Genomic DNA, 23,366 nt, shown 5'->3' with positions numbered 1-23,366 from the left:
TTCAAACGGCAGACACCTGCGCCGACGCCGCCGGACGGTCGTCGCGCGGCAGGCTGCGGGCATCGCGCGGATCGGGCGCACCGGTCACGATGGAGGTCAGCGCCGGCTCGGCGCGCGTTTTCACCAGGTTGGCCAGGTCGGGCCGCGGGCGCGCAAGCCCGCCGATGCCCTTGAACGCCTGCTCCAGCGCATGCCCCACGCCCAGTGTGTGCCGGTCCGCGCGAAAGCACCCGACGATCTGCAGGCCAAACGGCAAACCCGCGTCGTCCAGCCCACACGGCAGGCTGAGAGAAGGGTGGGTGGTGAGCGTGGTCACATAGGTCAGGCCCAGCCAGCGGTAGTAATTGGCCTGCGGCTCGCCGTTGATGTGGCTGGCAAACAGCTGCGTCCACGGGAAGGGCGACACCGGGGTGGTGGGCGCGAGGACCACGTCGTACTGCTCGAACAGTTTTTGAAACCGCCCGAGGATGCGCGTCTGCTCGGCCTGCGCCCAGACGCTGTCCAGCAGCGTCATGGCGGCGCCCATTTCGTAGTTGGCGCGGGTGTTGGGCCCCAGGCTCGCCGGGTCGCGCTCATACGCTTCGCGCGTGCCGGCCACAAAGGCCTCGGCGCGCAGCACGTCAAAGCAGCGGTGCACGTCGCCCAGGTCGATGTTGATGGCATCGCAGCTGGCAAACAGGTGCTTCATCGCCTGCACCTTGCGGCGAAACACCGCGCGAATGCCGTCGTCCACCGCGCAGGCGCCAAAGTCTTCGGTGACCGCGACACGCAGGCGGCCCAGGTCCACCGGTTCGGGCAGCAAAAAGCCCTTCGGGTCGAGCGGGTACGTCAACGGGTCGCCCGCCGACATGCCTGCCGTGGCAGCCAGTTGCAGGCAGGCTTCCTCTACCGTGCGGCCCATGGGGCCCACCACCGAGATCGGCGTCCAGCCCAGCAGCTTGCGCGAACTGGGCACCACGCCGGGCGAGGGCCTGAAGCCCACCACCCCGCAGATGGACGCCGGAATGCGCAGCGAGCCCCCCGTGTCGGAGCCCGTGCACACCGGCAGCATGTCGCAGGCCAGCGCGGCCGCTGCGCCGCCCGATGACCCGCCTGCATTCAAATTGGGGTTGAACGGGTTGCCCGTGGCGCCCCACACTGTGTTGCGCGAATTGGCGCCCGCGCCCATCTCGGGGATGTTGGTCTTGCCCGCCACGATGGCCCCCGCCGCACGCAGGCGCGCCACCAGCACGTTGTCTTCTGACGGGATGTTGCTGCGGTAGATCTCGGAGCCGTACGTCGTCAGCAGCCCGGCCGTGGCCTCCAGGTCCTTCACGCCCAGCGGCAAGCCATGCAGCAGACCCAGCGGCTCGCCGCGCAGCACCGACTGCTCGGCGGCCTTGGCTTCCGCACGGGCGCGGTCGTAGCAGGTGGCGGTGACAGCGTTCACGAACGGGTTGACCGCTTCGATGCGCGCGATGCAGGCCTCCAGCAGTTCGACGGGCGACACCTCGCGGGTGCCAATGCGGTGGCGCAGTTCGTTGGCGGTCAGCTCGACCAGGGTGGTAGCAATAGCGGTCATCTCGGGCTTGCCTCTCTTCGTGGATTTAACTTAGCGAGTCAGCATCTTTTTGAACTTTTAAAACCCGTTCGGGCTGAGCTTGTCGAAGCCTGGCGCAGCGCTTCGACAAGCTCGGCGTGAACGGTTTCGAGTGGCTTGATCCCGACCCATCAGTCTGCCGTGATGTTGGCCCGCTGTGCAATAGCGCGCATCAGCGGCAACTCCTTGTCGATCAGCTCCCCCAGGGACTTGGATGAAGCGAACGCGGGTTCAAAGCCCACCGCGATCATTTTGTCGCGCGTGTCGGGCTCTGCCACCACCTCAGCCAGCACCTTTTCAAGCCGGGCCTTCACTGCGGGCGGCAAGCCCCGCGGCCCCACCATCGCTAGCCACGTGTCCATCTCCACGCCTGGGTAGCCGCTTTCGGCCAAGGTGGGCACCTTGGGCAGCAGGGTCGACCGCTTGCCCGCCGTAACGGAAATCGCCTTGATCTTGCCGTCCTTGAGATGGGGCAGCGCCGCCGACACGGTGTCGACCGTGAACGGAATCTGCCCGCCTATCAGGTCCACCATCGCCGGGGCGCTGCCCTTGTACGGCACGTGCTGGATCTTGAGCCCCGCCGCATTAAAAAATGCCTCACCTGCAAACTGCGACGTGGTGCCCGCGCCGTACGAGCCATACGAATACTTGTCGGGCGCGGCCTTCACCATGGCCACGAACTGCTTCACATCGCTCACCGGCACATCCTTGTGGGCGAGCAGGATCAGGCTGGTGCGCCCGGCGATACCGATAGGGTCGAAGCTCTTGACCGGGTCGTATGGCAGCTTGGCGCGCACGGCCGGGTTCACGGTGAAGGTGGTGCCCGAGCTCATCAGCAGCGTGTAGCCGTCGGGTGTGGCCTTGGCCACGTAGGCCGCGCCGATGACAGTGCCCGCACCGGCCCGGTTGTCGATCACCACGCTTTGCCCGAGCTTGTCGCCCAGCTTCTTGCCAATCAACCGGCCCAGCACGTCGGTGGCGCCGCCGGGCGGAAACGGGATCACCAGCGTGATGGGCTTGCTGGGGTAAGCGCCGTCTTGCGCCACGGCCGCGGCCGGTGCGGCAAGGCCCAGGGCACACATCACGGCAGACAACATCAGCTTTTTGCGGTTCATGGCGTTTCTCCAAAGGTCACGAGGTCAGGAAAAGGAAATGAGGGACAAAGAAACTAGGCTTGCTCAGCGAGCAGCGCACGCCCGCGCTGCACAAAACCCTGGTACTGCACATCAGGCACCAAAAGCCCGCCGGTTGTCCACACCAGGTGGGTGGCCTGCGCCAGCACCGCACCCACGCCTGAGCTGTGCAGCCAAGTGCGGCCAGCCTCGGTGCCGGTCAGCATGCCCGGGCCGCTGAAGCCGGCGGCGGCCGAGGGCTCGATGCGTTCGCCCAGCGCGTCCAGCACCTGCACCAGGTGGATGAACAAGGTGTCGTCCGCCACGGTGAACACGCCCGACAGCAACGGCGCCATCAGCTCGGCCGCCAGCAGCGACGCACGTGGCACGGCCAGGCCATCCGCCTCCGTCTGGTTGGTCAGGCCCCAGTCATAGACCGAGGGGTGTGCATCGCCCCCGCCCTGCCCGGCTAGCATCTGCACCATGAAACAAGGCGACTGCACCGGTTCGGCAAAAAAGCAGTGCACATGGGGGCCCAGCAACTGCCGCAGGCCAAACGCAATGCCCGCCGGCGCACCACCCACACCACAAGGCAGGTAGACGATGAGCGGATGCTCGGCATCCACGGCAATACCCTGCTCTGCCAACTGCGTTTGCAGGTGCAAGGCCGCCGCGCTGTAGCCCAGCAGCAAGGAGAACGACTGCTCGTCGTCCACAAAATGGCACAGCGGATCGCCACTCGCCTGGGCCCGGCCGGCGGCCACGGCGCGCTCGTAGTCGCCCGCGTGCTCCACCACCTGCACCCCGCGCTGGCGCAGGCGCTCTTTTTTCCATTCCTTGGCGTCGGCCGACATGTGCACCGCGGCCTTGAAGCCCAGGGCGGACGCCACCACGCCGATGCTCATCCCCAGGTTGCCGGTGGAACCCACCGCCACCTGGTAGCGCCCCAGCACCTCGCGCGCGGCGGGCGTGGCCAGCGCGCGGTAGTCGCCACCGGGCTGCACCAATCCATGCTGCAGCGCCAGGCCTTCGGCAAACTCCAGCACCTCATGCATGCCACCGCGCGCCTTGATGGAACCCGCCACCGGTAGGCTGTGGTCGGCTTTGATGAACAAGCGGCCTTGGTCGGCGTGCAGGCCCAGCGCCGGTTGCAGCGCGGCGGCTGGCAGCAGGGGCGACTCCACCACGCCGCCGGTGGCGGCCAGTTCGGTGAACACCTCGGCGAGCAAGCCTTCAAAACGCTTCAGGCGCGCAGCGGCAGCCTTCGTATCATCCAGACTAATGCTGCGGCCCATTGCACTCAGGGCAACCGGCGGCGGCGCCAAACGCGCGGGGTTGGTCCACAGGCAGGGCTGGGCCTGGCGCAGACTGGTGGCCACCAAATCTTCTGCGGGCGTGCTGGCAAGGATCGTGGTATCGGGCATATCGGAATCCGGATGACGAGGGATCGCTGGGGCTGCAGTCCATCGCGCAGCGCCATGACGCCATTCTTCGCCCGTCACCGCCTTGTCACAACCCATTTATAGTGACGACTGCATTAGTGAAAGTAATGGATATCCGCCTTACCCCCTCCCTGCTCGCTTGGCTGCGCAGTTTTGATGCAGCCGCCCGCCACGGCAGCTTTACCAAGGCCGCCGCCGAGCTGTGCATCACGCAGGGCGCCGTCAGCCAGCAGGTCAAACAGCTCGAAGACTGGCTGCGCCGCCCCCTCTTCCTGCGCACCCCGCGCGCGCTGTTGCCCACGCCCGAAGGCCAGTGGCTGGCCGTGGTCCTGCGCGAGAGCTTTACCGCCATTGAAAGCACGCTCGGCCAGATGCGCCAGCCCGCCGAGGCAGCCACCGCCACCTTGAGCTGCTCACCCTCGTTTGCGATGAGCTGGCTCACGCCCCGGCTGGGCGAGTTCTTTCGCCAGCACCCCAGCCTGGGCCTGCGCGTGTTCGGCGAGTTCCACACCCTCGACCGCACCCGCATGGTGCGCGACGGGATCGAGGCCGCCGTGCGGTTCGACCTGGGCGGCTACCGCGACCTGAGCGCCACCGTCTTCCTCGACGAATGGCTCATCCCAGTGGCGAGCCCCGATTTTCTGGCCCGCCACCCTGGCATCACCGCCCCGCAGCATCTGCACGGCGACTGGCTGCTGCACGACGGCAGCGCCTGGGATGGCGCAGACACGTACGAAGAGTGGCAGCACTGGTTTGCCCAAACAGGCGCCGTCCCACCACCCTGGGCCGGCGGCCAGCAATTCAACCTGTCACAACTGGCGCTGGGCGCCGCCCTTGCTGGCCAAGGCATCGCCATGGGCCGCGCGGCGCTGGTGCTGCAGGACGTGAAGGCCGGGCGCCTGGTGCCATTGCTGGGGCGCAGTGTGTTGTCGCGGGCGGCCTATTCGTTTGTGACCACGGCGCAGCCGGGCCCTGCGATGGAACTGGTGCGGGAGTGGCTGGCGGAAGAAGCGCAGCGGTTTTGTAAGGAGCGGGCGCTGGTGCTAACGGCACCTTCGCAGTGAAGCCGCGCTCGCGCTGCGCATCTCAAAAGGCTTGAGTGCCGTACGGCGGACGCTTGGGGAGGGATTGCAGCACGGTGGCCACAAGCTGGTTCACAGGGATTTCTGAATTGAGTTCCATGCAGCGGCAGCTGCGCGCCGCAAGCCAGTCCCGCTGCCGCTGCAAGCTTCTGCCGGGCAGCGTGCCCGTGTCGTACTGCGCGGCCCACTCCAAAAACGCGGGGTTCGCATGTCCAAAGCGTTGCGCTTCCCGCTGACGAAGGCGCTCAAGACGCGTGGTCGCATCGAGGTAGAGAAAAACGATGAGATCAAACGAGTCTTCCAGCTCTGCCCCCCACCCGGCCACGGAACCGGCCACCACGGTCACCCGATGAGAGCGCAGGTCGCGCAAAAGCTGAGCCAGCCGTTCAGCGCTATCGCGTTGTGTGGTGAATGGCGGCGATGTCGGTAGCCAAAAGTAGTCATCGGCATCGAGGTGGGTTCCATTCAGTACCGCAGCCAAAGCCGCGCTCAACATCGAAGTTCCGGAGCCGGAAGCGCCAGTGACGTGAACTCGCAGCGTGGGCGCACCCTCGTTAGAACGGATCACTTGCTTACCTCGCCATCAAAAAGATAACAATATTTATCTTTTTTAAATAAAAGAGTATAAATACGATCATGCAAAACGATCTTATCCAAAGTCTGGCCCGCACTCGCAAAGTGGCAAAGCTTACCCAGGCCCAGCTTGCTGAGAGCGCTGGCCTCAGCCGCATGACCGTGCAACGTACCGAAGGCGGCGACCTGGACCCGCGCTATTCCACCCTGGCCGAGATGGCGCGCGTGCTGGGCATGGACATCATCGCCGTGCCCAGCACCTTGCGGCCGAGCCTGGAGGCGTTCATCCAGTCGGGTGGCAAGTTTTTAGGCCAGCCTGAAGGCGTGGACGCCCCGCCCTCGGTGGTCGACAGCCTGAGCCGGCCGGGCTGACGCGGACAGCAACACACCCAGCCATCACCACGCGCCAGCACCCCATGAGCACCTCGATCCGCTACCTGCGCCTGTACCTGCACCGGCCTACGCGCGCGGCCGGTGGGCCGGGCGCGCCGGCCGAACCCGCCAGCCGCCGCGAGCCGATTGGCTACCTCTCGCAGTACGGCGACATCCTGCGTGTGTCGTTTGACGAGGGCTACATCCGCAACCCCCAGCGCCCCACGCTCTCGCTGAGCTACCAGGGTGCCGACGAGGCGGCCACACAGCAGATCCTGGCGTCGGCGCGGGATGCGCGGCTGGTGCGCACCGATGGGCGCTGGCCGGTGTACTTTCAGAACCTGCTGCCCGAGGGCCACAACCGCGACCGGTTGGCGCGGGAGCGCGGCTGCAGCCCGGACGACGAGTTTGAGCTGCTGGCCGCCGCGGGCCACGATCTGATGGGCGCGCTGGAGGTGGAGCCCGTGCCCGCGCAAGACGGCATCCCTGACGTGGTGCGGCACTGGCACACCACGCAAGGGCTTGACGTGCTGGAGCCGGGGTTTGTGGAGTACCCGGTGGAAGACGCGGCATCGCTGCCCGGTGTGGTGACCAAATTCAGCGCGGTGCAGGACGGCCGCCGCTACACCGTGCGCCGCCAGGGCGCGGCGGGCAGCGTGATCCTGAAGCTGCCCACCACCGCCCACCCGGACTTGGTGGCCAACGAATATACGGGCTACCAGCTGTGCAAGGCGCTGGGCCTGCATTGCGCAGACGTGAGCGTTATCACCCGCGCCGAGGCCGACCTGCCCGACGCCGTGCCTTTCGACGACATCCTGGCTGTGCAGCGTTTTGACCACCTGCCCGGCGGCGCGCGCGTGCACATGGAAGAGTTCAACCAGGTGCTGGGCTACACGCCACGGCAAAAGTACGGCAAGGGCATCCTGCAGGACTGGGCCACGATGCTGCGCGTGCTCAATCAGCTAAGCCGCCAGCCGGTGCAGGACACGCGCGAGTTTCTGGCGCGCATGGTGGCGTTCATCCTGATGGGCAACACCGATGCGCACCTGAAGAACTGGGCGCTGGTCTACCCCGATGGGCGCGTGCCGCAGCTGGCGCCGGTGTACGACCCAGTGTGTGTGGCGGCATTCTTCGACGGTGTGCCCGAGAGCCAGTACGCGGTCAACCGCGCCATCGACCGCACGCTGCGGGCCTTCAGCTGGGCTGACATGGAAGGCCTCATCAAATCCGCCGGGCTGCTGCGGGCGCCGCGGCATTTGGCGCTGCTGCGCGATGTGGTGCAGCAGGCGCAGACGCAATGGCCTGCGTTGCTGGAGACAGCGCCGCCTGCAATGCGGGCGACGGTGCTGGAGCGGTTGGCGGGTGGCGTGGCGTTGGCCGGGGGTGGGTAGGCACACGGGCGGCAGGTGCCAAAAAAGGGCTACTGGCTGAGATCGGCTGAGGTGACCTGTTCGCTGGGGACGAGAGGGCGCGGCGCCCTGTTGAGCGTTGTGTTGCAGGGCGGCGGTGTGGGAGCAGATGGGTGAAGGGCGGGTCTTTGAGGCTTGCGAAACCAAGGCCTGCCCAACGTCAGTTGCTACCATATCAATAGCAACAAACCCTTACCAATCAAGCGCCAGGTGCCATTTTCATTCGAATTTTCGCCACATCAAACTCCGACGGGCCCACCCGGTCCCTCACTCCGCCATGCGCTTCGCCTCCTTGCGCTTTTCATAGCGACGCATCAGCGGTGTGACCGAGATGCCATGAACCAGCATCGACACCACGACCACCGCCAGCGTGATGGCCAGCAGCCGCTGCGCGATGACGGGGTGCAGGTCGTGGGTGATGGCGTACATCAGGTAGTACACCGAGCCGATGCCGCGGATGCCGAACCAGGCGATCAGCCGGCGCTGCGAGCGCTGCACGCGCACGCCCACCAGCCCGGCGTAGACCGACAGCGGCCGGATCACGAACAGCAGCAGCGGCACAAACCACAGCACCTCGGTGCCAAAGTCCACCACGGTGAGCAAGGCGCCCACCACCAACACCACGGCCACTTCGGCAAGACGTTCGAGCTGGGCGTTGAAGCGCTCGACGGATTCCATCAAGTAGCCTGGCAGCTCTTCTATGGGTGGCTTCGCGGGCGAGCCGTCGGCCGCCTGCGCGTCGTCCTTGGCGCTTTGCTCCTTCCTGGCTGGCTCAGCTTCGCCAACAAGACCCGGCGCCACCTCCGCCACCGGCTGCGCGGCCACGCGCCGCAGTGCCAGCCCCGCAGCAAACACGGCCAAAAAGCCGTAGGCGTGGCACAGCAAGGCCACGCCGTAGGCCAGCGCAATGAGGCCCAGCACCATGAACTCATCGGGTCCTAGCGCCTCGCGCCGACGGATGCGCAGGTACAGGATGGCCCGGCCCACCACGGCGCCCAGCGCAAATCCGATGCCCACGCCGCCCACCACGGCCCAGAGCACGTCCACCGTCCACCAGCGCCAGCCCCCCTCGCCCAGGTCGTGCAGCGACAGCAGCCCCAGGCCCAGCATCACCACCGGAAAGGCCGTGCCGTCGTTCAACCCGCCCTCGCCCGTAAGCCCAAAACGCAGCCGGTCGCGGTCCTGCCGGTCAGACACCTGCACGTCGGACGCCAGCACCGGATCGGTGGGCGCCAAAATCCCGCCCAGCAGCACCGCAGCGCCCAGGGGCAGGTTCAGCAGCCACACACCCACCGCCGTGATGGCCCCCACGGTGAGCAGCATGGACACCGTGGCCAGCTGCAGCGGGATGCGCCAGCGCGCGTCGCGCAGTGGCAGCTCCAGTTTCAGGCCCACGGTAAACAACGAGATCAGGACAGCAATTTCAGTCAGTCGCTCGATCAGCCCCGCGTCCTTGATCGGATCGAGCGTGAGCAGCCCCAAGCCCCAGGGGCCGATGCACACGCCCACGCCCAGGTACAGGATGGCCGAGCTGAGCGGGACCCTGGCGATGATCGGGCTGGTCAGCGTCATCACCACCAGCAGCAAGCCCACCAGCACAAAGCTGAGGGAGGAGATCAGCGCTTCGCTCATGGGTGGCACGCGGTCTGCGGTCGTGCAGTGGTGGCGTTGAAGAGCGTGCTGCCAGGTGGGGCGGCGACGTTGCGGGCGGCGCGCCGGCAACACATCGTGGCCGCGGCCTGGGTGACGAATAAATCCGAGGGTGAATGCATGCGCCAGGGTGCAAGCCGCACGGCCGCCTGGCTGCCAGCGCGAGGCGCACGTGTGTGTCAGAACGCGCCGCGACTTGCGACCTATTGGGAAAAAGCCGCGTCTGCACACCGCGCGTTACGTTGCAGCCTTGCTATTGATTCAGTAGCTTATAGCGCTGATAGGTCAAGCGCTGGCGGCCGATTTGATCAAAACTTACGCGCCCAGCGAACTCACATGCGCTCACACACGGAACCGATGGTTTTCGATACCCTCCATAGAAGGAATCCCCTCCATCATTCGTTCATTCATGCCATCTGCGCCCACCCCCCGATGACCGGGCGCAGGACCCCAGGCGTGAGCACCCACCAAAAGCCCCCGAAAGGACCCCATGGCAAAGATCCTGGAAGTGAAATACGAAGACCAGGCCGATGCCCATGTGTGCGAGGTGGCGCACGAAAATCTGGCCGACCTGTGCTGGCACGAGGTGCCCTACGCCACGCAGGCCAGCGGCGACGCGATCTGGTTCTTTGTGACCTATGCCAACCAGGCGACCTTCAAGGTGCTGCGCGTCAAGCACGCCAGCCAGGCGGATCTGAAACTCTTCAAAGTGGCCACGCCTGAATTGGCGGGCTGGCGCACCAAGGACCATCTGCTGCGCGGCAAGCTTGGGTAGCGAGCCTCTTCCTCTGCGCGAATAAATCGGTGCGCCGTGTGCGCCGTGTACCCGGGCGGCCGGCGGTGAGCGGCTTACGGTTGGCAGCCCGGCCCACATTCCCACGGTGACGTGTTCTTGAGCATCCCTGGGCACCGTCTGGCGCACAGGCCACAGCATCGGCACCGGTCCGCACCATTCCTTCGCAATCCCCGTGCATGCGCAATCCGCAAGCCCGGCGCTTCCACAACACGAAGCCTCGGCGCCCCGCCGGCACCGTTGCCCGGCGTACCATGGCGCACTGGCGCCGGGCCTTCAGCGCCCGGACCCGCCATCACTCCTGATTTGATAGCTACCAACGCTTACAAAACAAGCGCTGGCGGCCATTTTGACCAAAATTTCGCCATGGCCGACGCCACCGACCTGCCCTACGCCCCCCCCAGTAGCCCCAGCGCCGCACCCCGGCCCCAGCCGCGCAACCCTGCCGACCTGTTCTGGTCTTTTACTCTTCTGGCCCTGCAAGGTTTTGGCGGCGTGCTGGCCGTGGTGCAGCGCGAGCTGGTCGAGAAAAAGCGCTGGATGACCAACGAGGAATTCGTCGAGGACTGGGCGGTGGCGCAGATCATGCCGGGGCCGAACGTGGTCAACCTCAGCATCATGATTGGCGACCGCTACTTCGGCCTGCGCGGCGCGTTCGCGGCACTGGCGGGCATGCTGACCTTCCCGCTGATCCTGGTGCTGGCCCTGGCCGTCGTCTACGCACAGTTCTCGAGCCACCCCGCCGTGGCCGGCGCACTGCGCGGCATGGGGGCCGTGGCCGCAGGGCTGATTGCCGGGGTGGCCATCAAGCTTTTTGCGTCGATCACCAAACACCCGCTGGGCCGCCCGCTGTGTGTGGCCTTTGTGCTGCTGACCATCGTGGCCATGGCGGTGCTGCGCTGGCCGCTGTTGTGGACCCTGCCGGTCGTTGGCGGCGCGGCCTGCGTGCTCACGTGGAGGAAACTCGCGCCATGACCGCCGCTACCACTGCCACCACGGCCGTAGCCGCCGCCACGGCCCCGCTCCTTGCACTCAGCCCGGCCGACTGGCTGAACCTGTTCCTGTACTACATGTCGCTGTCGCTGCTGGCCGTGGGCGGCGCCATTGCCACTGCGCCCGACATGCACCGCTTTCTGGTCGAGCGCCAGGCCTGGCTCACCGACCCGCAGTTCAACGCCTCCATCGCCATCGCCCAGGCTGCGCCCGGCCCCAACGTGCTGTTCATTGCGCTGCTGGGCTGGAACGTGGGCATCAACGCCGGCGGCCCCGGGGTCGCCGGCTGGCTGCTGGGGGCGCTGGGCATGTCGGTGTGCATGCTGGGCGTGATGCTGCCCAGCAGCCTGCTCACCTGGCTGGCCACGCGCTGGGGCCACCGCAACCGCGAACGCCGCGGCGTGCGGGCCTTCAAGCAAGGCATGGCACCGGTCGTGATCGGCCTGCTGCTGGCCACCTCGTGGGTGCTGGCCCGCGCCCACGGCACCCCGGCCACCGCATGGCCCCTGTGGCTGCTGAGCGCCGTCACCGTGGTGCTGGTGTGGCGCACCAAGCTGCACCTGTTGTGGATGCTGGGTGCGGGTGCTGTGCTGGGGGCGGTGGGCTTGGTCTAGGAGCCTGCGGCGAGACGCGCCCGCCGGTTGGCAAACCAGGTCAGCTGATGCGCCGCCCGTTTTCGGCGTACACCGCCAGGTAGATCGCGTCCGAGCCGATGTACGGCGCCTTGTTGCCAAAGCCCACGTTGAAGTCGCCAAACGACAGCGAGCGGATGCCCGCCAGGCCCGCACGCAGGCGGTCGCGCGTGAGGTCCTTGCCCGCGTTCTTCAGGCCCTCGACCATGATCTGGCCGTTGAGCCAGCCTTCGAGCGCGCTGCCGCTGTTCAAAAACGCGGCGTCGGCGCCAGTGGCTTTCATGGTGCTCTGGAACTTGCGCACCACCACCGATTTTTGCGAGTTGGCGTCCGGGAACACCTGCACCAGCGCCAGCCCGCGTGTGGACGCCGCAAGCTTGGGTAGCTCGGACGAGATCACCGTGACCGACAGGCCCGCCAGCGGCACGCCCTGCGCCTTGGCCCGAAACGCCTGCACGAAGGCGGTGTTGGCGGTGCCGGTGGTTGCCAGCAGCACGGCGCCGGGGCGCTCGGCAGCCACCTTGTCGGCAAGCTCGGCGCCGTTCTTGCCGTCCACCGCCAGCGCAAATTCGCCGCCGCGTTCGACCTTGATTTCATCGAGCGCTGCGGACATATCCTTGAGCACTTCCTTGCCAAAGGGGTTGTCCAGGTACACCACGGCAATGCGCTTGAGCCCCATGTCCACGATCTGCTTGACCAGGCGCTGGGTCTCTTCGCGGTAGGTGGGGCGCAGGAAGAACACGTGCCGGTTGCCCGGCGCGCGCAGCGACGTGGCGCCGGTCACCGGCCCCACCGTAGGGATGCCCTTGGATTCGATCAACGGCAGGATGGCCGCGGTGTTGGCCGTGCCCAAGGGGGAGATCAGCGCAAACACCGACTGCGCCTCGACCATGTCCGTCACGTTCTTGAGCGTGCGGGCGGCCACGTAGCCGTCGTCCTTGACCTCCATGCGCACCTCGCGGCCGTGCACGCCACCGGCGGCATTCACCTCGGCAAACGCGGCTTTCATGCCCGCCAGTTGCTCGATGCCAGCCTGCCCCAGCGGCCCGGTGAGCGCAATGGAGCAGCCCAGGGTGAGGGACTTGGCGGTCAATGCGTCCTCTGCCGCCATCGCCGTGTGGGCCCATGCGGGCAGCCCGGTGGCAGCCACGGCCTGGGTGGCGCGCAAAAGGAAATGTCTACGGCTCATGTGAATACGCCCCAAAGTTGTGCAAAAGGTGGCGCAGGCTACAGGGTGAAGAGTGTTTCAGGGTGTCAGATTCGAGACAGGAAAGCGACAAAACTACTGTAAGGGCGCAGCAAGCTGGCTCGACCTTTCCGCGTCTTTGAGGCATTCTTGAACCTGCTCCCCACTTGAAGGCGCCTGCGCTCAAGCGGGCCCGCAAGTCCCCTCCCAATGCCCCCAGGCCAGAGGCCCGCGCCGCGGAAGGACCCGCCTTTGTTTGATGGACCGCCAGCCGACCGCCACATTGCCGCCCGCGTGCGCGCCGCCGCACTGGGTGCGCTGAGCGTGCTCGCTGGCATGGGCGGCACGACGGGGGCTTGGGCAGAAGGCAGCCGCACGCTGTACCCGTCCACGTACCCCACGGGTGCCGGCACATGCGCCAACACCTTTAACCGGGGCTGCCGCGCGAACCTCGACCTGCAGCCCGGCACGCTGTACGCAGGCAAGATCCAGCGCCGCACGTTTCTTTACGTGTACGCCGAGGCGGGCGAATATGTGCTGCTGGGCTCGCGCAACCGCAATACAGCAGGCGACATCCTCGTCTACAACCCGCAGGACTTCGGCACCCCGGGCGACGAGACGCTGCCGGCCGCCGCGGATTTTTCTTGCGCCTCCAACACGCCCCCCGTGGGCAGCTTTGGGGGCGGCACCCGCGGGCAGCTGAACACGCGTGCTGCCGAGCTGGCCGGCCCGCACAGCGCCGACGGCACCGTGACCGTAGCCGGCGGGTTCACGCCCTGCGCCTACCGCGTGCCCAGCACCGGCATCTACGGCGTGCAATTCACGGTTGCCACCGGGCCCACCAACATCAATGCGGACATCTTCAACCCGCTGGCCAGCAGCAGCACTGTGGCCGCGTGGGACGTGACGGTGCGCGCAACGGCCAACAGCGTCGCCGACCTCAATGGCCGCCTGTTCACCTATGCCTGGGTGGGCTTTACCGGGGTGAACAACCGGCCCATCTATTCGCAGCACCACTACGTGACGCTGGACGGTTTCCGGTACACGCAGTCCCTGGCCGGGCTCGACCCCAACGGGTTTGCGCTGTATGCCAACCGGCTGGGGTTTCTGGACCAGGGGCAGCCGCTCTACAAGGGCGTGCGCGGCAGCAATTCTGTGGTGACCAACCTCGCGCCCGGCCTGTCAGCGCAGCGGCCGGAGTTCCCCATCTTTTTCAGCAACGTGGCGCCTGCCGCGCCGCATGCGGCAGAGGTGAACAAGGTGCTCACGGCGCTGGGGATCCCGCTGGCGCCCCAGGCACCTACGCTGTCGAACGTGACCTTCACCGGCCCGGCAGCGAGCCCCGCCACCCACACGCGCACCGGCGCGGGTGGCATGTTCAGGCTGTCCATCACCCATGCCTCCACCTACCAGATCATCGTGAGCCGCGATGGCGTGGACTTCAGCCCGTCCAACACGGCCAACGCGGTGATCACCGGGATTGCGGGCGCCGGCACGCAGGATGTGGCATGGGACGGCGCCGATGTTGCGGGCAACCCGTTCCCGGCCAGCGGCACACCGTACGCCTTCCGCGCGTTTGCCCGCGCGGGCGAAATCCACCTGCCGATGATCGACACCGAGAACAACGGCAACGGCACCAGCCCCACGACCGCGACCTTTGGCGGCGGCCCCACCGTCACCAAGCTCAACGGCCCCCAGGCGGGCGACACCACCGTGTACTTTGACGACCGGGGCTACATCACCCGCGGCGGCACGCTGGTGGGCCAGGTGAACGGCACACTCTGCCCGGCCTCGCCACCACCGGCCCCGAGCCCGGCGCAGGGCGTGGCTGGCGTGGACTCCACCTTGGTCTACGGCGCCCTGGCGCGCCTGTACCGCTGGTGGCTGCCGGGCCTGAATGCCAACAGCGACTGCGCCCCCACGGGCGGCTGGGGCGATGCCAAGGGCCTGGACTTGTGGACCTACATCAGCACGCCCGCCGTCAACGGCAGTTTGTGGGTGGACCCGCTGCTGCGCGACGTGTCGGCCGGCGTGTTCGCGCCTGCCTCGGCCCGGCCCGGCGACCTGGTGCAGGGGCGCCTGGCCTTCACCAACCACGGCGCTGACCCCATCACCGGGCTGCAGTACAGCCTGACCCTTAACCGCAGCTGCGCCGATGTGGTGCTCACCTTTGCCAATCTGCCCGTGGGCGCATCTGCGGCATGCGTGGACACGCTGGGCCAGGGCCGGTATGGGTTCACGGGGTTCCCCAGCACGCTGGCGGGCGGTGCGTCGGTGCTGGGGGCCATCCCGGCCGCGCCGATGACGTTCTCGTACACGGCACCCGCCAGCGGCAGTGTGTCGGCCCTGGCGGCGATTGCCGCTGCGGCGGCCGACGACGTGCCGGCCAATGACACCGCAACCGCCACCACCGTGGTCAGCGCTGTGGATCTGCAGACCAGCGCGAGCGCACCGGTCACGGCGCTGGCGGGTGACTTTGTTACGGTGCTGGTGTCGTTTTCCAACCTGAGCGGCACGGCCGCGAGCCCCTGGACGCCCAGCATCAACATTGGCACCGCAGGCAGCTGCCCCGCGGCCGTGCAGCTGATGGGCGGGCCGCCCGGCGTGTCGATGGCCAGCTTCAACGCGGCCACCTGCGCCGTGGCGTTGGCCGGCCTGCCCCCGGCACTGGCCGATGGGCAGATCCTGTCGTTCAACTTCCGCTACCAGGCGCCAGCGCTGGGCCAGGTCACGCTCACCAGCACCGTGGCGACTGCCGGCGACGTCAACGCGGGCAACAACAGCGCAAACGCCACCACCGCGGTCGCGGTGGTGAACATGGTCATCAGCCTGGCAGGCATGCCGCTGCAGACGGTGGCGGGGCAGCCCTACACGGGCACGTTCACGTGCACCAACGCCGGGCTGCTGGATGCAGTGGCCGGCACCACCTGCGCCATCGACTCGGGGTTGCCGCCAGGCATCACGCTGACGGGATGTGTGCTGGACCGCACCGGCGCTGCCTGGGTGGCTGGCAACACGGTGCCTGCGGGCGCCACCGTGATCTGCACCGTGGCGGGCACCCCACCGATGACCGTCGGCCCCGTGGTGATCACGGCCAGCACGGGCGCGACGGGCGAAGCGGTGCCGGCCGACAACACGGCTACGTTGACCCTGGTGGTATTGGCCCCGCACGCGGTGTCTGCGCTGGGGCAACCGGCCTTGCTGGCCTTGGCCGCGCTGCTGTGCCTGGGGTACGCGCGACGCAGGGCTGCTGGCAAGGCCCGGTAGCCGGTGGCGGGCGGCGGGTTCAGGTGCGCTGGCGCAGCGCCTCGTACAGGCACACGCCGCTGGCCACCGAGACATTCAGGCTCTCGACCGCGCCTTTCATGGGGATGCTCACCAGCTCGTCGCAGTTCTTGCGCGTGAGCTGGCGCATGCCGTCGCCTTCGGCGCCCAGCACCAGGGCCACGGGGCCCTTCAGGTCCACTTGGTAGATCGTCTTGGGCGCATCGTCGCTGGTGCCGATGCACCAGATGTTGCGCTCCTTGAGCTCGTTCAACGTGCGCGAAAGGTTGGTCACCATGAAATACGGCATGGTCTCGGCCGCACCGCTGGCCACCTTGGCCACGGTGGCGTTGATGCCCACGGCGTGGTCCTTGGGGGCAATCACGGCATGTGCGCCGGCGCCGTCGGCCACACGCAGGCACGCGCCCAGATTGTGTGGATCGGTCACGCCGTCGAGCACCAGCAGCAGGGGCTGCTCAATGCCGGCGGCTTCAAGGTTTTCAAGCAGTTCGTCGAGCGAGGTGACCTGGGTCACGGCCTCCACCCGCGCTGCCACACCTTGGTGGCCGTGGCTGCCCGCCAGTTTGGCGATGCGCTCGCTGTCGGCTTCGATCAGGCGCGCACCGGCCTCGCGGGCGCGGTCGAGGAACTGGCGCATGCGGGCATCGCGCCGCGTGACTTCGTAGTAAATCTCGATGACGGATTTCGGCGCGGTCTTCAAACGCACGCCCACGGCGTGAAAGCCGAAGAGAACTTTGGGGCTGGACATGCAGCGATTATCCGTTGCCACCAAATGCTATATTTTTTATAGCCATCAGCGCTTATGTATCAAGCGCTGGAGGCCAAAAAGACTTTAAATCAGACGACGCGCCCGGCTTCGATGGTGATGCGGCGCTCGCACTGGGCCGCAATGGCGCGGTCGTGGGTGACCAGCACCAGGGTCGTGCCCTGCTCGCGGTTGAGGTCGAACATCAGCTTCATGATCGTCTCGCCCGTGGCGAAGTCCAGGCTGCCGGTGGGCTCGTCGGCCAGCAGCACGGCCGGGTGCACCACAAAGGCCCGCGCCAGCGCCACACGCTGCTGCTCACCGCCCGAAAGCACCTTGGGGTAGTGCCCAAGGCGCTGGCCCAGCCCCACACGCTCCAGCATGTCGGTGGCAGCTTTGCGCGCATCCCGGCGGTTGGCCAGCTCCAGCGGCAGCATCACGTTTTCCAGCGCGGTCAGGTTGCCCATGAGCTGAAAGCTCTGGAAGACAAAGCCCACCTTCTGCGCACGCAGTGCCGCGCGTGCATCCTCGTCTATGGCGAAGAGGTCGTGCCCGTCCAGGCGCACCGTGCCGCGCGTGGGCGTGTCGAGCCCGGCGATGATGGACAGCAGCGTGCTCTTGCCCGAGCCGGATGCGCCCACGATGGCGGCTGTTTCCCTGGGCGCCAGGCGGAAATCGATATCCCGCAGAATGTCGAGGGTGCCGGTGGAATCCGTCACCGACTTGAACACGTGCTCCACGGCAATGATCGGCGTCACAGGGGATGCCGCGGCAGATACCACGGGCGAGGAGAGGGTTTCGGACATGAAAGGCTCTTTACATTGATTCGCACTATGCACCGGCTCCACTTTATCCTGAGCGCCACCATCGGCCTTGCGGTGGGGGTTTGCGCGCCCGCGGCGCTGGCCCAGGCCGCCAAGGCAGCTCCCGCAGCCGCCAAACCCAGGAGCCAGCCGGTGATTCTGGTGCTGGGCGATTCCCTGAGCGCCGAATACGGCCTGGCGCGTGGCACCGGCTGGGTGGCGCTGCTCGAAAAACAACTCGCCCAGGACAAGCTGACCGCCACCATCGTCAACGCCAGCGTGAGCGGCGAGACCACCTCGGGCGGCCGTTCGCGCTTGCCCGCGCTGCTGGCCCAGCACAAGCCCAGCCACGTGGTGATCGAATTGGGGGGAAATGACGCCTTGCGCGGCCTGCCGCTCAAAAGCGTGGAGGAGAACCTCACCTTCATGGCGCAGGCGGCCCAGAAGGCCGGCGCCAAGGTCCTGCTGGTCGGCATGCAGATGCCGCCCAACTACGGCGCGGACTACGCCAACAAGTTTGCGGGCGTATTCACTACCGTGGCCCAAGCGCAGAAGACGGCGGTGGTGCCGTTCTTCTTGAAGGGCGTGGCGGATGGGGCAGACCCCACCCGCCTGTTCCAGCCCGATCGCATCCACCCCCGCGCCGAAGCGCACCCGCAGATGCTGGCCAATGTGTGGCCTGAGCTGAAGAAGCTGCTGCGCTGATCAGCCGCCGGCGCCGGCAGGCTGGGCTGGCGCCCCGCCTTCTGGCTGGCCACCGTCCGCGGAATTTTCTTCCGGCGGATCTTCGGGCCGGCGGTGGGTCTTTGCCCTCGCCTTCTCTTCCTTTTTCTGCTTTTTAGCGAGTTCGCGCTGCCGTTTTTCGTATCCGTAGTTGGGTGTTGCCAAGGTAGATTCCTGTAGTAGTGGCCCACTGTAACAGCATGAACTGGGCCGGAGTCATGCCATGGCGGGCGCTGGAGGAGTCTTAGACACCCGCTGCGCATACCAATTGGTGTGATCGGATACCAGCCCCGCCAGGCCGAGCCCGACGCCCCACCCAAACCACCTGCTGGTCTGTGAAGTCAGGACTTCGGGCGCATCGAACACCGACCCGCCAAACGTCGCGGTCACGTCGCCACACTAAGCCCAGCCGTCACAAGTTGCCACTGCGGAAACTACCACCCCCGCCCTGCGCCTGCAGCCAACGCAGTCTCAGACCACGAAGGCTCGCTCCATGGCTTGGTGCAGGTCCTGGCGCAGGTCGTTCACCGCCTCAAGCCCGATCGAGAACCTCACCAGCGTGCCCGGCCGCAGGTGCTGTGTCGATTGTTTGCGCATGCTGGCCAGCTCGTAAGGCACGACCAGGCTCATGGGGCCGCCCCAGCTGTAGCCCAGCTTGAAAAGGCGGAGGCCATCGCAGAACGCGTCGATCTGTTGCTGCGAATGCCGGGCATCGAACACCACGCTGAACAAGCCCGCAGCGGCGCCCTGCCCGCCCTGGGCACTGCCGCACAGGGCTTTCCAATGCACGTGACCGGGCGAATCTTCGAGCGCGGGATGCAGCACCTGGGCCACGGCGGGTTGCTGCTGCATCCAGCGGGCAAGCTGGCGGGCGGCTTCGTCGTGGGCGCGGTAGCGCAGGCCGATGCTGGGCAGGGCGCGCAGCACGGCCTCGGCATCGTTTCCGCCCACGCCCAAGCCCAGGCGCATGTGGGTGAGCTTGAGCTTCATGTGCAAACCGGCGTCGCGCGTGATCACGCTGCCCATGAGCACGTCGCCCCCGCCGCTGGGGTACTTGGTGAGCGCATGGGCCGAAATGTCCACACCCAGCGTGCCGTCGCCCAGCAGGTCAAACGGCGCAAACGCAAGCCCTGCGCCCCACGTGTTGTCCAGTGCAATGGTGACGCCGCGCGCACGGCAGATGCGCACCTGTTCGCACAGGTCCGGAAATTCCAGCGTGACGGAGCCCGCAGCCTCCAGCCATACCAGCTTGGTGGCCGGGGTGATGCGGGCGGCCAGATCGGCAGGATCGAGCGCGTCGTAGAACACATGGCGGATACCGAAGCGGCGCAGTTCGCCGTTGGCGAGGTCCTTGTTCGGGCCGTACGCGTTGTCGGGGATCAGCACCTCATCGCCCGGCTGCAGCAGCGCCAGGGCAACGTTGGCAATGGCTGCCAGCCCGCTGGGCACCAGCAGGCACTGCAAGCCACCCTCGAGCGTGCAAAGGCGCTCTTCAAGAATGAACGTGGTGGGGGTGCCGTGCAGGCCGTAGGTGTAGCCGCTCTTGTCCTTCCATTCTCGCGAACGCATCGCGGCCACGTTGGGGAAGATGACAGTGGAGGCCTTGAAGACCCCCGGCTGGGGCGCGGCGAAGTTGCCGGGCGGGATGTAGTCGTGGTGGACGATGCGGGTGGCCAGGGCGGTGTCGTGCTCTTTCATGCCGCGCATGGTAGCGCGGTGCCCGAGCAAGAGCCCGAGTGGCGCGCAGGGTTGGGCCGCAAGTGGCCCAACCCCGGTTTAACTCGCGCTCACTACCAGCTGGTTGTTGACCGCGGTAACGCCAGTGACCGCCTTGGCGATGGTTTCTGCCCGGTCACGCGCCACGGTGCTGGGGGCGGGGCCGTTCAAGGTCACCTTGCCGTTGACCGTGTCCACGTTGATCTTGACTGCGCTCAGGTCGGGGTCCTTGGCCAGGCTCGCGTTGACCTCTGCCGTGATGGTCGCATCGTTGATGGCGTCCTTGGCGTTGTTGGACGCTTGCTTGGCCGACGACTCGGCGCCGGCCGTGCCTTGTTCAATCTTGTTGCCAGCGCTTTGCATGGCGCTTTCGGCCTTGATGCGTGCATCGGTGGCGGCTTGCTCGGTCTTCTCGACCGCAGAGTCCAGGCGCTGGCCCACGGTGGCGTCTTCATTTTTGCCGCAGGCCGACAGCCCCAGGGCAAGGGCACTCACGGCCAGAATGCTGGCGATGCGATTGGCGGGGCGCTGGGAAATCATCTGGGTGTTCATGCGAACTCTCCTTTGTGAAGGGAACATGGGCCGCACTGTAGACAGTGCCCTGCTCCGCGTGGGTCGGACGTGGCCGAAGCATCTGTAGGACGGTTTCAGGGTCGCAGGCAGGACGCGATGTGTGATCGCGCCATGGCGCGACAATCGCCCTATGCCTTTCCCCTCACTGGCCCGCTGGCTTCCGTTCCTTGCCTGGCCGCGCCCGCGCCGCGATCTGATCCAGGGCGAGTTCTGGGCCGGAATGACCGTAGGCCTCATGCTCGTGCCGCAGGGCGTGGCCTACGCTGCGCTGGCGGGCATGCCACTCGTGACGGGCATCTACGCATCCCTCATTCCCGCGCTGGTGGCCGTGTTGTTCAGCTCCTCGACGCGGCTGGGTGTCGGCCCCACAGCGCTCACAAGCCTGCTTATCGGCGCATCGCTGACGGGCCTGGCCGAGCCCGGCAGTGCGCAATGGGTGGCGATGGCCGCGTGGATGGCTTTGCTGTCGGGCCTGCTGCAGCTGGTGATGGGCCTGGCCCGCTTTGGATGGCTTCTCAACCTGGTCACGTCCCCCGTGCTCAGCGGCTTTACGCAGGCCGCAGCGCTGCTGATCCTGGGCTCGCAGCTTGCGTCCCTGTTGGGGCTGCGGTCCGACTGGGGCGCGCTGCTGTCCACGCCGTCCCCGGGTCTTTTCGATCTCACAGCTGCGGCGTTTGGCCTGGGAAGCCTGGCGATCCTGATGCTGGTGCGGCGCTGGCGCCCGCATTTTCCGGCCGCCATCCTGGTGGTGGGGGCCGCCGGCGCGCTCAGTTGGGCACTGGGGTATGCCGACGCGGGCGGCGCAGTCGTTGGCGCACTGCCTTCCGGCTTACCCGCGCCGTATTGGCCCGGCGCCCTGCCCTGGTCCGGCTTTTCTGCCTTGGTGATGCCGGTGCTCGTGGTCACGCTGGTGAGTTTTCTGGAGACCGCTTCGAGCGCGAAGGTGGAGAGCCAGCGCTCGGGCGAGCGTTGGAACGAGAACCAGGATCTCATCGGCCAGGGCCTGGCCAAGATCAGCAGCGGGCTGTGCGGCAGCTTTGCCACCAGCGCGTCGTTCTCGCGCTCAGCCATCAACCTGTATGCGGGCGCCAAAAGTGGCTGGGCCACGCTGTTCGCCATTGCGCTGGTGCTGGTGGTACTGCTGTGGCTCACGCCCGCGCTTTACCACGTGCCCCAGTCGGTGCTGGCGGCCGTGGTGGTGACGGCGGTGACGAGCCTCATCAAGCCCGGCACGCTGCTGAGGCTTTGGCGTGTGTCGCGAATTGAGGCAGTGATCGGCGGGGTCACCTTCGCTCTCACGCTGGCCACCGCGCCGCGCATGTACTGGGGTGTGCTGGTGGGACTGCTGATGAATCTGAGCCACTTTTTGTATCAGCGGCTGCACCCCCGCATCATCGAAGTAGGCCTGCACCCGGACGGCAGTCTGCGCGACCGCCACCTCTGGCACCTGCCACCGCTGGCGCCGCAGTTGCTGGCGTTGCGCATGGACGCCGAGCTGGACTTCGCATCCGCCAGCGCACTTGAGCGGCGCGTGACCGAACATCTGTCCGCCCACCCCGATGTTGCGCACCTGTGCCTGCTGGCCCAGCCCATCAACCGCATCGACGTGACCGGCGTAGAGACATTCGCCAACCTGCTGGCCTTGCTGCGATCCCGCGGCGGCACGCTGCACCTGAGTGGCCTCAAGCTGCCGGTGGAACAGGTACTGCGCCAGGCGGGCCTGCTGGAGGCCGGAACTGGCTTGGCGATGTACCGCACCGATGCCGAGGCTTTGATGGCGCTGCAACAGCTGCCCGCGCGCAGCAGCCCCGCCGGTACCGTCCTGGCTGAACAGGGCTAGCGGGGAGGGATTTGCCTAGGCCCCGCCCGTACCCCCGCTACAGAGGCGCTGGTACACTGCATAAACTCTCTTCCCTCCCACGTTGTGTCTGACCCTGCGGCCTCTCATCTTGTAGATCTTCGCGATCTTCGCCTGGATACTGCACACGCGCTGGTGGCTCAGGCCGGCGGAAGCGAAGCAGCGTTGCACCGGGAGGTGCCCTCGCGCTACCTGCAAAGCCTGATCGACGGGCTGTGCGAACTCTCCCTCAAAGACCCCTTGACCGGGCTGGCCAACCGCCGGCACTTCCGGGCCGTGCTCGAACGCGAGATTGACCGCGTGACACGCTCTGGCGAAGCCGCGCTGCTGCTGATGCTGGACATCGACCACTTCAAACGGGTGAACGACACACACGGCCATTTGGCGGGCGACATCGTGCTGCAGTCAGTGGCCCGCACGCTGGATGCCTGCGTGCGCCCCATGGACACCTTGGCGCGCTATGGCGGCGAGGAGTTTGCGGTGGTGCTGCCTGCGTGCCAGGCTGGTTTTGGGCGGGTGGTGGCCGAGCGCATCCGCCGTGCGGTCGCCAGCACGCCCATCCGGGTCTCGAATTCGGTGGAACTCAATGTGTCGGTGAGCATTGGCGGTGCCTTTGCCCTGCAGTGGATTCGCTCGACAACCCTGCTGTGGACCGACCGCGCCGACCACCAGCTCTACCGCGCCAAGGCCGAAGGCCGCAACCGCGTGTGCATCGAGGAGCAACCCGACAGCACCGTCAGTGCCGAAGAGAAAAGCCTGTTGTTTGGCCCGCTCTACACTCCCTCGGGCTGGGGCGACCTGCCTCCGCTGGATCCATCAACAGGCAGCGCCTACTGAAAG

The 23,366-nt window shown here is 66.8% G+C and carries 21 protein-coding genes; 10 read left to right on the top strand and 11 right to left on the bottom strand.

Annotated elements, in window-relative coordinates; translation table 11 throughout:
• Position 1: 1 nt before the first annotated feature.
• From ACSQ3Q_RS11615 to ACSQ3Q_RS11605, 3 genes are all read right to left on the bottom strand, one after another.
• The gene (locus tag ACSQ3Q_RS11615) at positions 2–1,561 is read right to left on the bottom strand and encodes an amidase (RefSeq protein WP_436134530.1); all 1,560 of its coding nucleotides are present in this window, start codon (positions 1,559–1,561) and stop codon (positions 2–4) included.
• Between the two features lie 149 nt (positions 1,562–1,710).
• On the bottom strand, positions 1,711–2,694 hold the full coding sequence (locus tag ACSQ3Q_RS11610; RefSeq protein WP_436134529.1) for a Bug family tripartite tricarboxylate transporter substrate binding protein: 984 nt from the start codon (positions 2,692–2,694) through the stop codon (positions 1,711–1,713).
• A gap of 53 nt (positions 2,695–2,747) precedes the next feature.
• Positions 2,748–4,115 carry a D-serine ammonia-lyase gene (locus ACSQ3Q_RS11605; protein ID WP_436134528.1) on the bottom strand — a complete coding sequence of 456 codons (1,368 nt, stop codon included), beginning with the start codon at positions 4,113–4,115 and terminating at the stop codon, positions 2,748–2,750.
• Positions 4,116–4,240: 125 nt separating this feature from the next.
• On the opposite strand from ACSQ3Q_RS11605, the gene ACSQ3Q_RS11600 reads away from it, so the two are divergent.
• Positions 4,241–5,197 carry a LysR substrate-binding domain-containing protein gene (locus ACSQ3Q_RS11600; RefSeq protein ID WP_436134527.1) on the top strand — a complete coding sequence of 319 codons (957 nt, stop codon included), beginning with the start codon at positions 4,241–4,243 and terminating at the stop codon, positions 5,195–5,197.
• 22 nt (positions 5,198–5,219) lie between these two features.
• Here ACSQ3Q_RS11600 and ACSQ3Q_RS11595 read toward each other — a convergent pair whose 3' ends face one another.
• On the bottom strand, positions 5,220–5,783 hold the full coding sequence (locus ACSQ3Q_RS11595; protein ID WP_436134526.1) for an AAA family ATPase: 564 nt from the start codon (positions 5,781–5,783) through the stop codon (positions 5,220–5,222).
• Between the two features lie 68 nt (positions 5,784–5,851).
• Here ACSQ3Q_RS11595 and ACSQ3Q_RS11590 point away from each other — a divergent pair, with 68 nt between their 5' ends.
• A complete protein-coding gene (locus ACSQ3Q_RS11590; RefSeq protein WP_436134525.1) occupies positions 5,852–6,160 on the top strand; it encodes a helix-turn-helix transcriptional regulator in 309 nt (102 codons plus the stop codon).
• A 44-nt stretch (positions 6,161–6,204) separates the two neighbouring features.
• Positions 6,205–7,551, top strand: a complete 1,347-nt coding sequence (locus ACSQ3Q_RS11585; protein ID WP_436134524.1) for a type II toxin-antitoxin system HipA family toxin — start codon at positions 6,205–6,207, stop codon at positions 7,549–7,551.
• 285 nt (positions 7,552–7,836) lie between these two features.
• Here ACSQ3Q_RS11585 and ACSQ3Q_RS11580 read toward each other — a convergent pair whose 3' ends face one another.
• A complete protein-coding gene (locus ACSQ3Q_RS11580) occupies positions 7,837–9,201 on the bottom strand; it encodes a cation:proton antiporter (protein WP_436134523.1) in 1,365 nt (454 codons plus the stop codon).
• Between the two features lie 508 nt (positions 9,202–9,709).
• On the opposite strand from ACSQ3Q_RS11580, the gene ACSQ3Q_RS11575 reads away from it, so the two are divergent.
• The 3 genes from ACSQ3Q_RS11575 (at position 9,710) to ACSQ3Q_RS11565 (ending at position 11,619) form a co-directional block, all read left to right on the top strand.
• Positions 9,710–9,994 carry a DUF6150 family protein gene (locus tag ACSQ3Q_RS11575; protein ID WP_436134522.1) on the top strand — a complete coding sequence of 95 codons (285 nt, stop codon included), beginning with the start codon at positions 9,710–9,712 and terminating at the stop codon, positions 9,992–9,994.
• Positions 9,995–10,378: 384 nt separating this feature from the next.
• Complete coding sequence (locus tag ACSQ3Q_RS11570) at positions 10,379–10,987, top strand: chromate transporter (protein WP_436134521.1); 609 nt, start codon at positions 10,379–10,381, stop codon at positions 10,985–10,987.
• A complete protein-coding gene (locus tag ACSQ3Q_RS11565; RefSeq protein ID WP_436134520.1) occupies positions 10,984–11,619 on the top strand; it encodes a chromate transporter in 636 nt (211 codons plus the stop codon). The genes ACSQ3Q_RS11570 and ACSQ3Q_RS11565 overlap by 4 nt, the downstream gene beginning before the upstream one ends.
• Before the next feature lie 40 nt (positions 11,620–11,659).
• On the opposite strand, the gene ACSQ3Q_RS11560 is transcribed toward ACSQ3Q_RS11565, so the two are convergent.
• Positions 11,660–12,826 carry an ABC transporter substrate-binding protein gene (locus ACSQ3Q_RS11560; protein ID WP_436134519.1) on the bottom strand — a complete coding sequence of 389 codons (1,167 nt, stop codon included), beginning with the start codon at positions 12,824–12,826 and terminating at the stop codon, positions 11,660–11,662.
• 249 nt (positions 12,827–13,075) lie between these two features.
• On the opposite strand from ACSQ3Q_RS11560, the gene ACSQ3Q_RS11555 reads away from it, so the two are divergent.
• The gene (locus ACSQ3Q_RS11555) at positions 13,076–16,090 is read left to right on the top strand and encodes a hypothetical protein (protein ID WP_436134518.1); all 3,015 of its coding nucleotides are present in this window, start codon (positions 13,076–13,078) and stop codon (positions 16,088–16,090) included.
• Between the two features lie 19 nt (positions 16,091–16,109).
• Here ACSQ3Q_RS11555 and rlmB read toward each other — a convergent pair whose 3' ends face one another.
• Together rlmB and ACSQ3Q_RS11545 are read right to left on the bottom strand one after the other, a co-directional pair.
• A complete protein-coding gene (gene rlmB / locus ACSQ3Q_RS11550; protein WP_436134517.1) occupies positions 16,110–16,856 on the bottom strand; it encodes a 23S rRNA (guanosine(2251)-2'-O)-methyltransferase RlmB in 747 nt (248 codons plus the stop codon).
• 89 nt (positions 16,857–16,945) lie between these two features.
• The gene (locus ACSQ3Q_RS11545; protein ID WP_436134516.1) at positions 16,946–17,659 is read right to left on the bottom strand and encodes an ABC transporter ATP-binding protein; all 714 of its coding nucleotides are present in this window, start codon (positions 17,657–17,659) and stop codon (positions 16,946–16,948) included.
• 27 nt (positions 17,660–17,686) lie between these two features.
• On the opposite strand from ACSQ3Q_RS11545, the gene ACSQ3Q_RS11540 reads away from it, so the two are divergent.
• Positions 17,687–18,361, top strand: a complete 675-nt coding sequence (locus tag ACSQ3Q_RS11540; RefSeq protein WP_436134515.1) for an arylesterase — start codon at positions 17,687–17,689, stop codon at positions 18,359–18,361.
• Here ACSQ3Q_RS11540 and ACSQ3Q_RS11535 read toward each other — a convergent pair whose 3' ends face one another.
• From ACSQ3Q_RS11535 to ACSQ3Q_RS11525, 3 genes are all read right to left on the bottom strand, one after another.
• Positions 18,362–18,544, bottom strand: a complete 183-nt coding sequence (locus ACSQ3Q_RS11535; RefSeq protein ID WP_436134514.1) for a hypothetical protein — start codon at positions 18,542–18,544, stop codon at positions 18,362–18,364. It abuts the gene before it with no gap.
• Positions 18,545–18,850: 306 nt separating this feature from the next.
• Positions 18,851–20,086 carry a PLP-dependent transferase gene (locus ACSQ3Q_RS11530; RefSeq protein WP_436134513.1) on the bottom strand — a complete coding sequence of 412 codons (1,236 nt, stop codon included), beginning with the start codon at positions 20,084–20,086 and terminating at the stop codon, positions 18,851–18,853.
• Between the two features lie 69 nt (positions 20,087–20,155).
• Complete coding sequence (locus tag ACSQ3Q_RS11525; RefSeq protein ID WP_436134512.1) at positions 20,156–20,647, bottom strand: BON domain-containing protein; 492 nt, start codon at positions 20,645–20,647, stop codon at positions 20,156–20,158.
• Positions 20,648–20,798: 151 nt separating this feature from the next.
• Between ACSQ3Q_RS11525 and ACSQ3Q_RS11520 the strand changes: the two genes are divergently transcribed.
• Positions 20,799–22,508 carry a SulP family inorganic anion transporter gene (locus ACSQ3Q_RS11520; protein WP_436134511.1) on the top strand — a complete coding sequence of 570 codons (1,710 nt, stop codon included), beginning with the start codon at positions 20,799–20,801 and terminating at the stop codon, positions 22,506–22,508.
• A gap of 84 nt (positions 22,509–22,592) precedes the next feature.
• On the top strand, positions 22,593–23,363 hold the full coding sequence (locus ACSQ3Q_RS11515; protein WP_436134510.1) for a GGDEF domain-containing protein: 771 nt from the start codon (positions 22,593–22,595) through the stop codon (positions 23,361–23,363).
• Positions 23,364–23,366 lie beyond the last annotated feature (3 nt).

The sequence above is a fragment of the Acidovorax sp. LjRoot129 genome (assembly GCF_964253765.1).
In the GTDB taxonomy this organism is placed as follows: domain Bacteria; phylum Pseudomonadota; class Gammaproteobacteria; order Burkholderiales; family Burkholderiaceae_C; genus Acidovorax.
The sequence above is the reverse complement of the archived record's forward strand: the minus strand, read 5'-3'. Positions and strand labels throughout refer to the sequence as shown.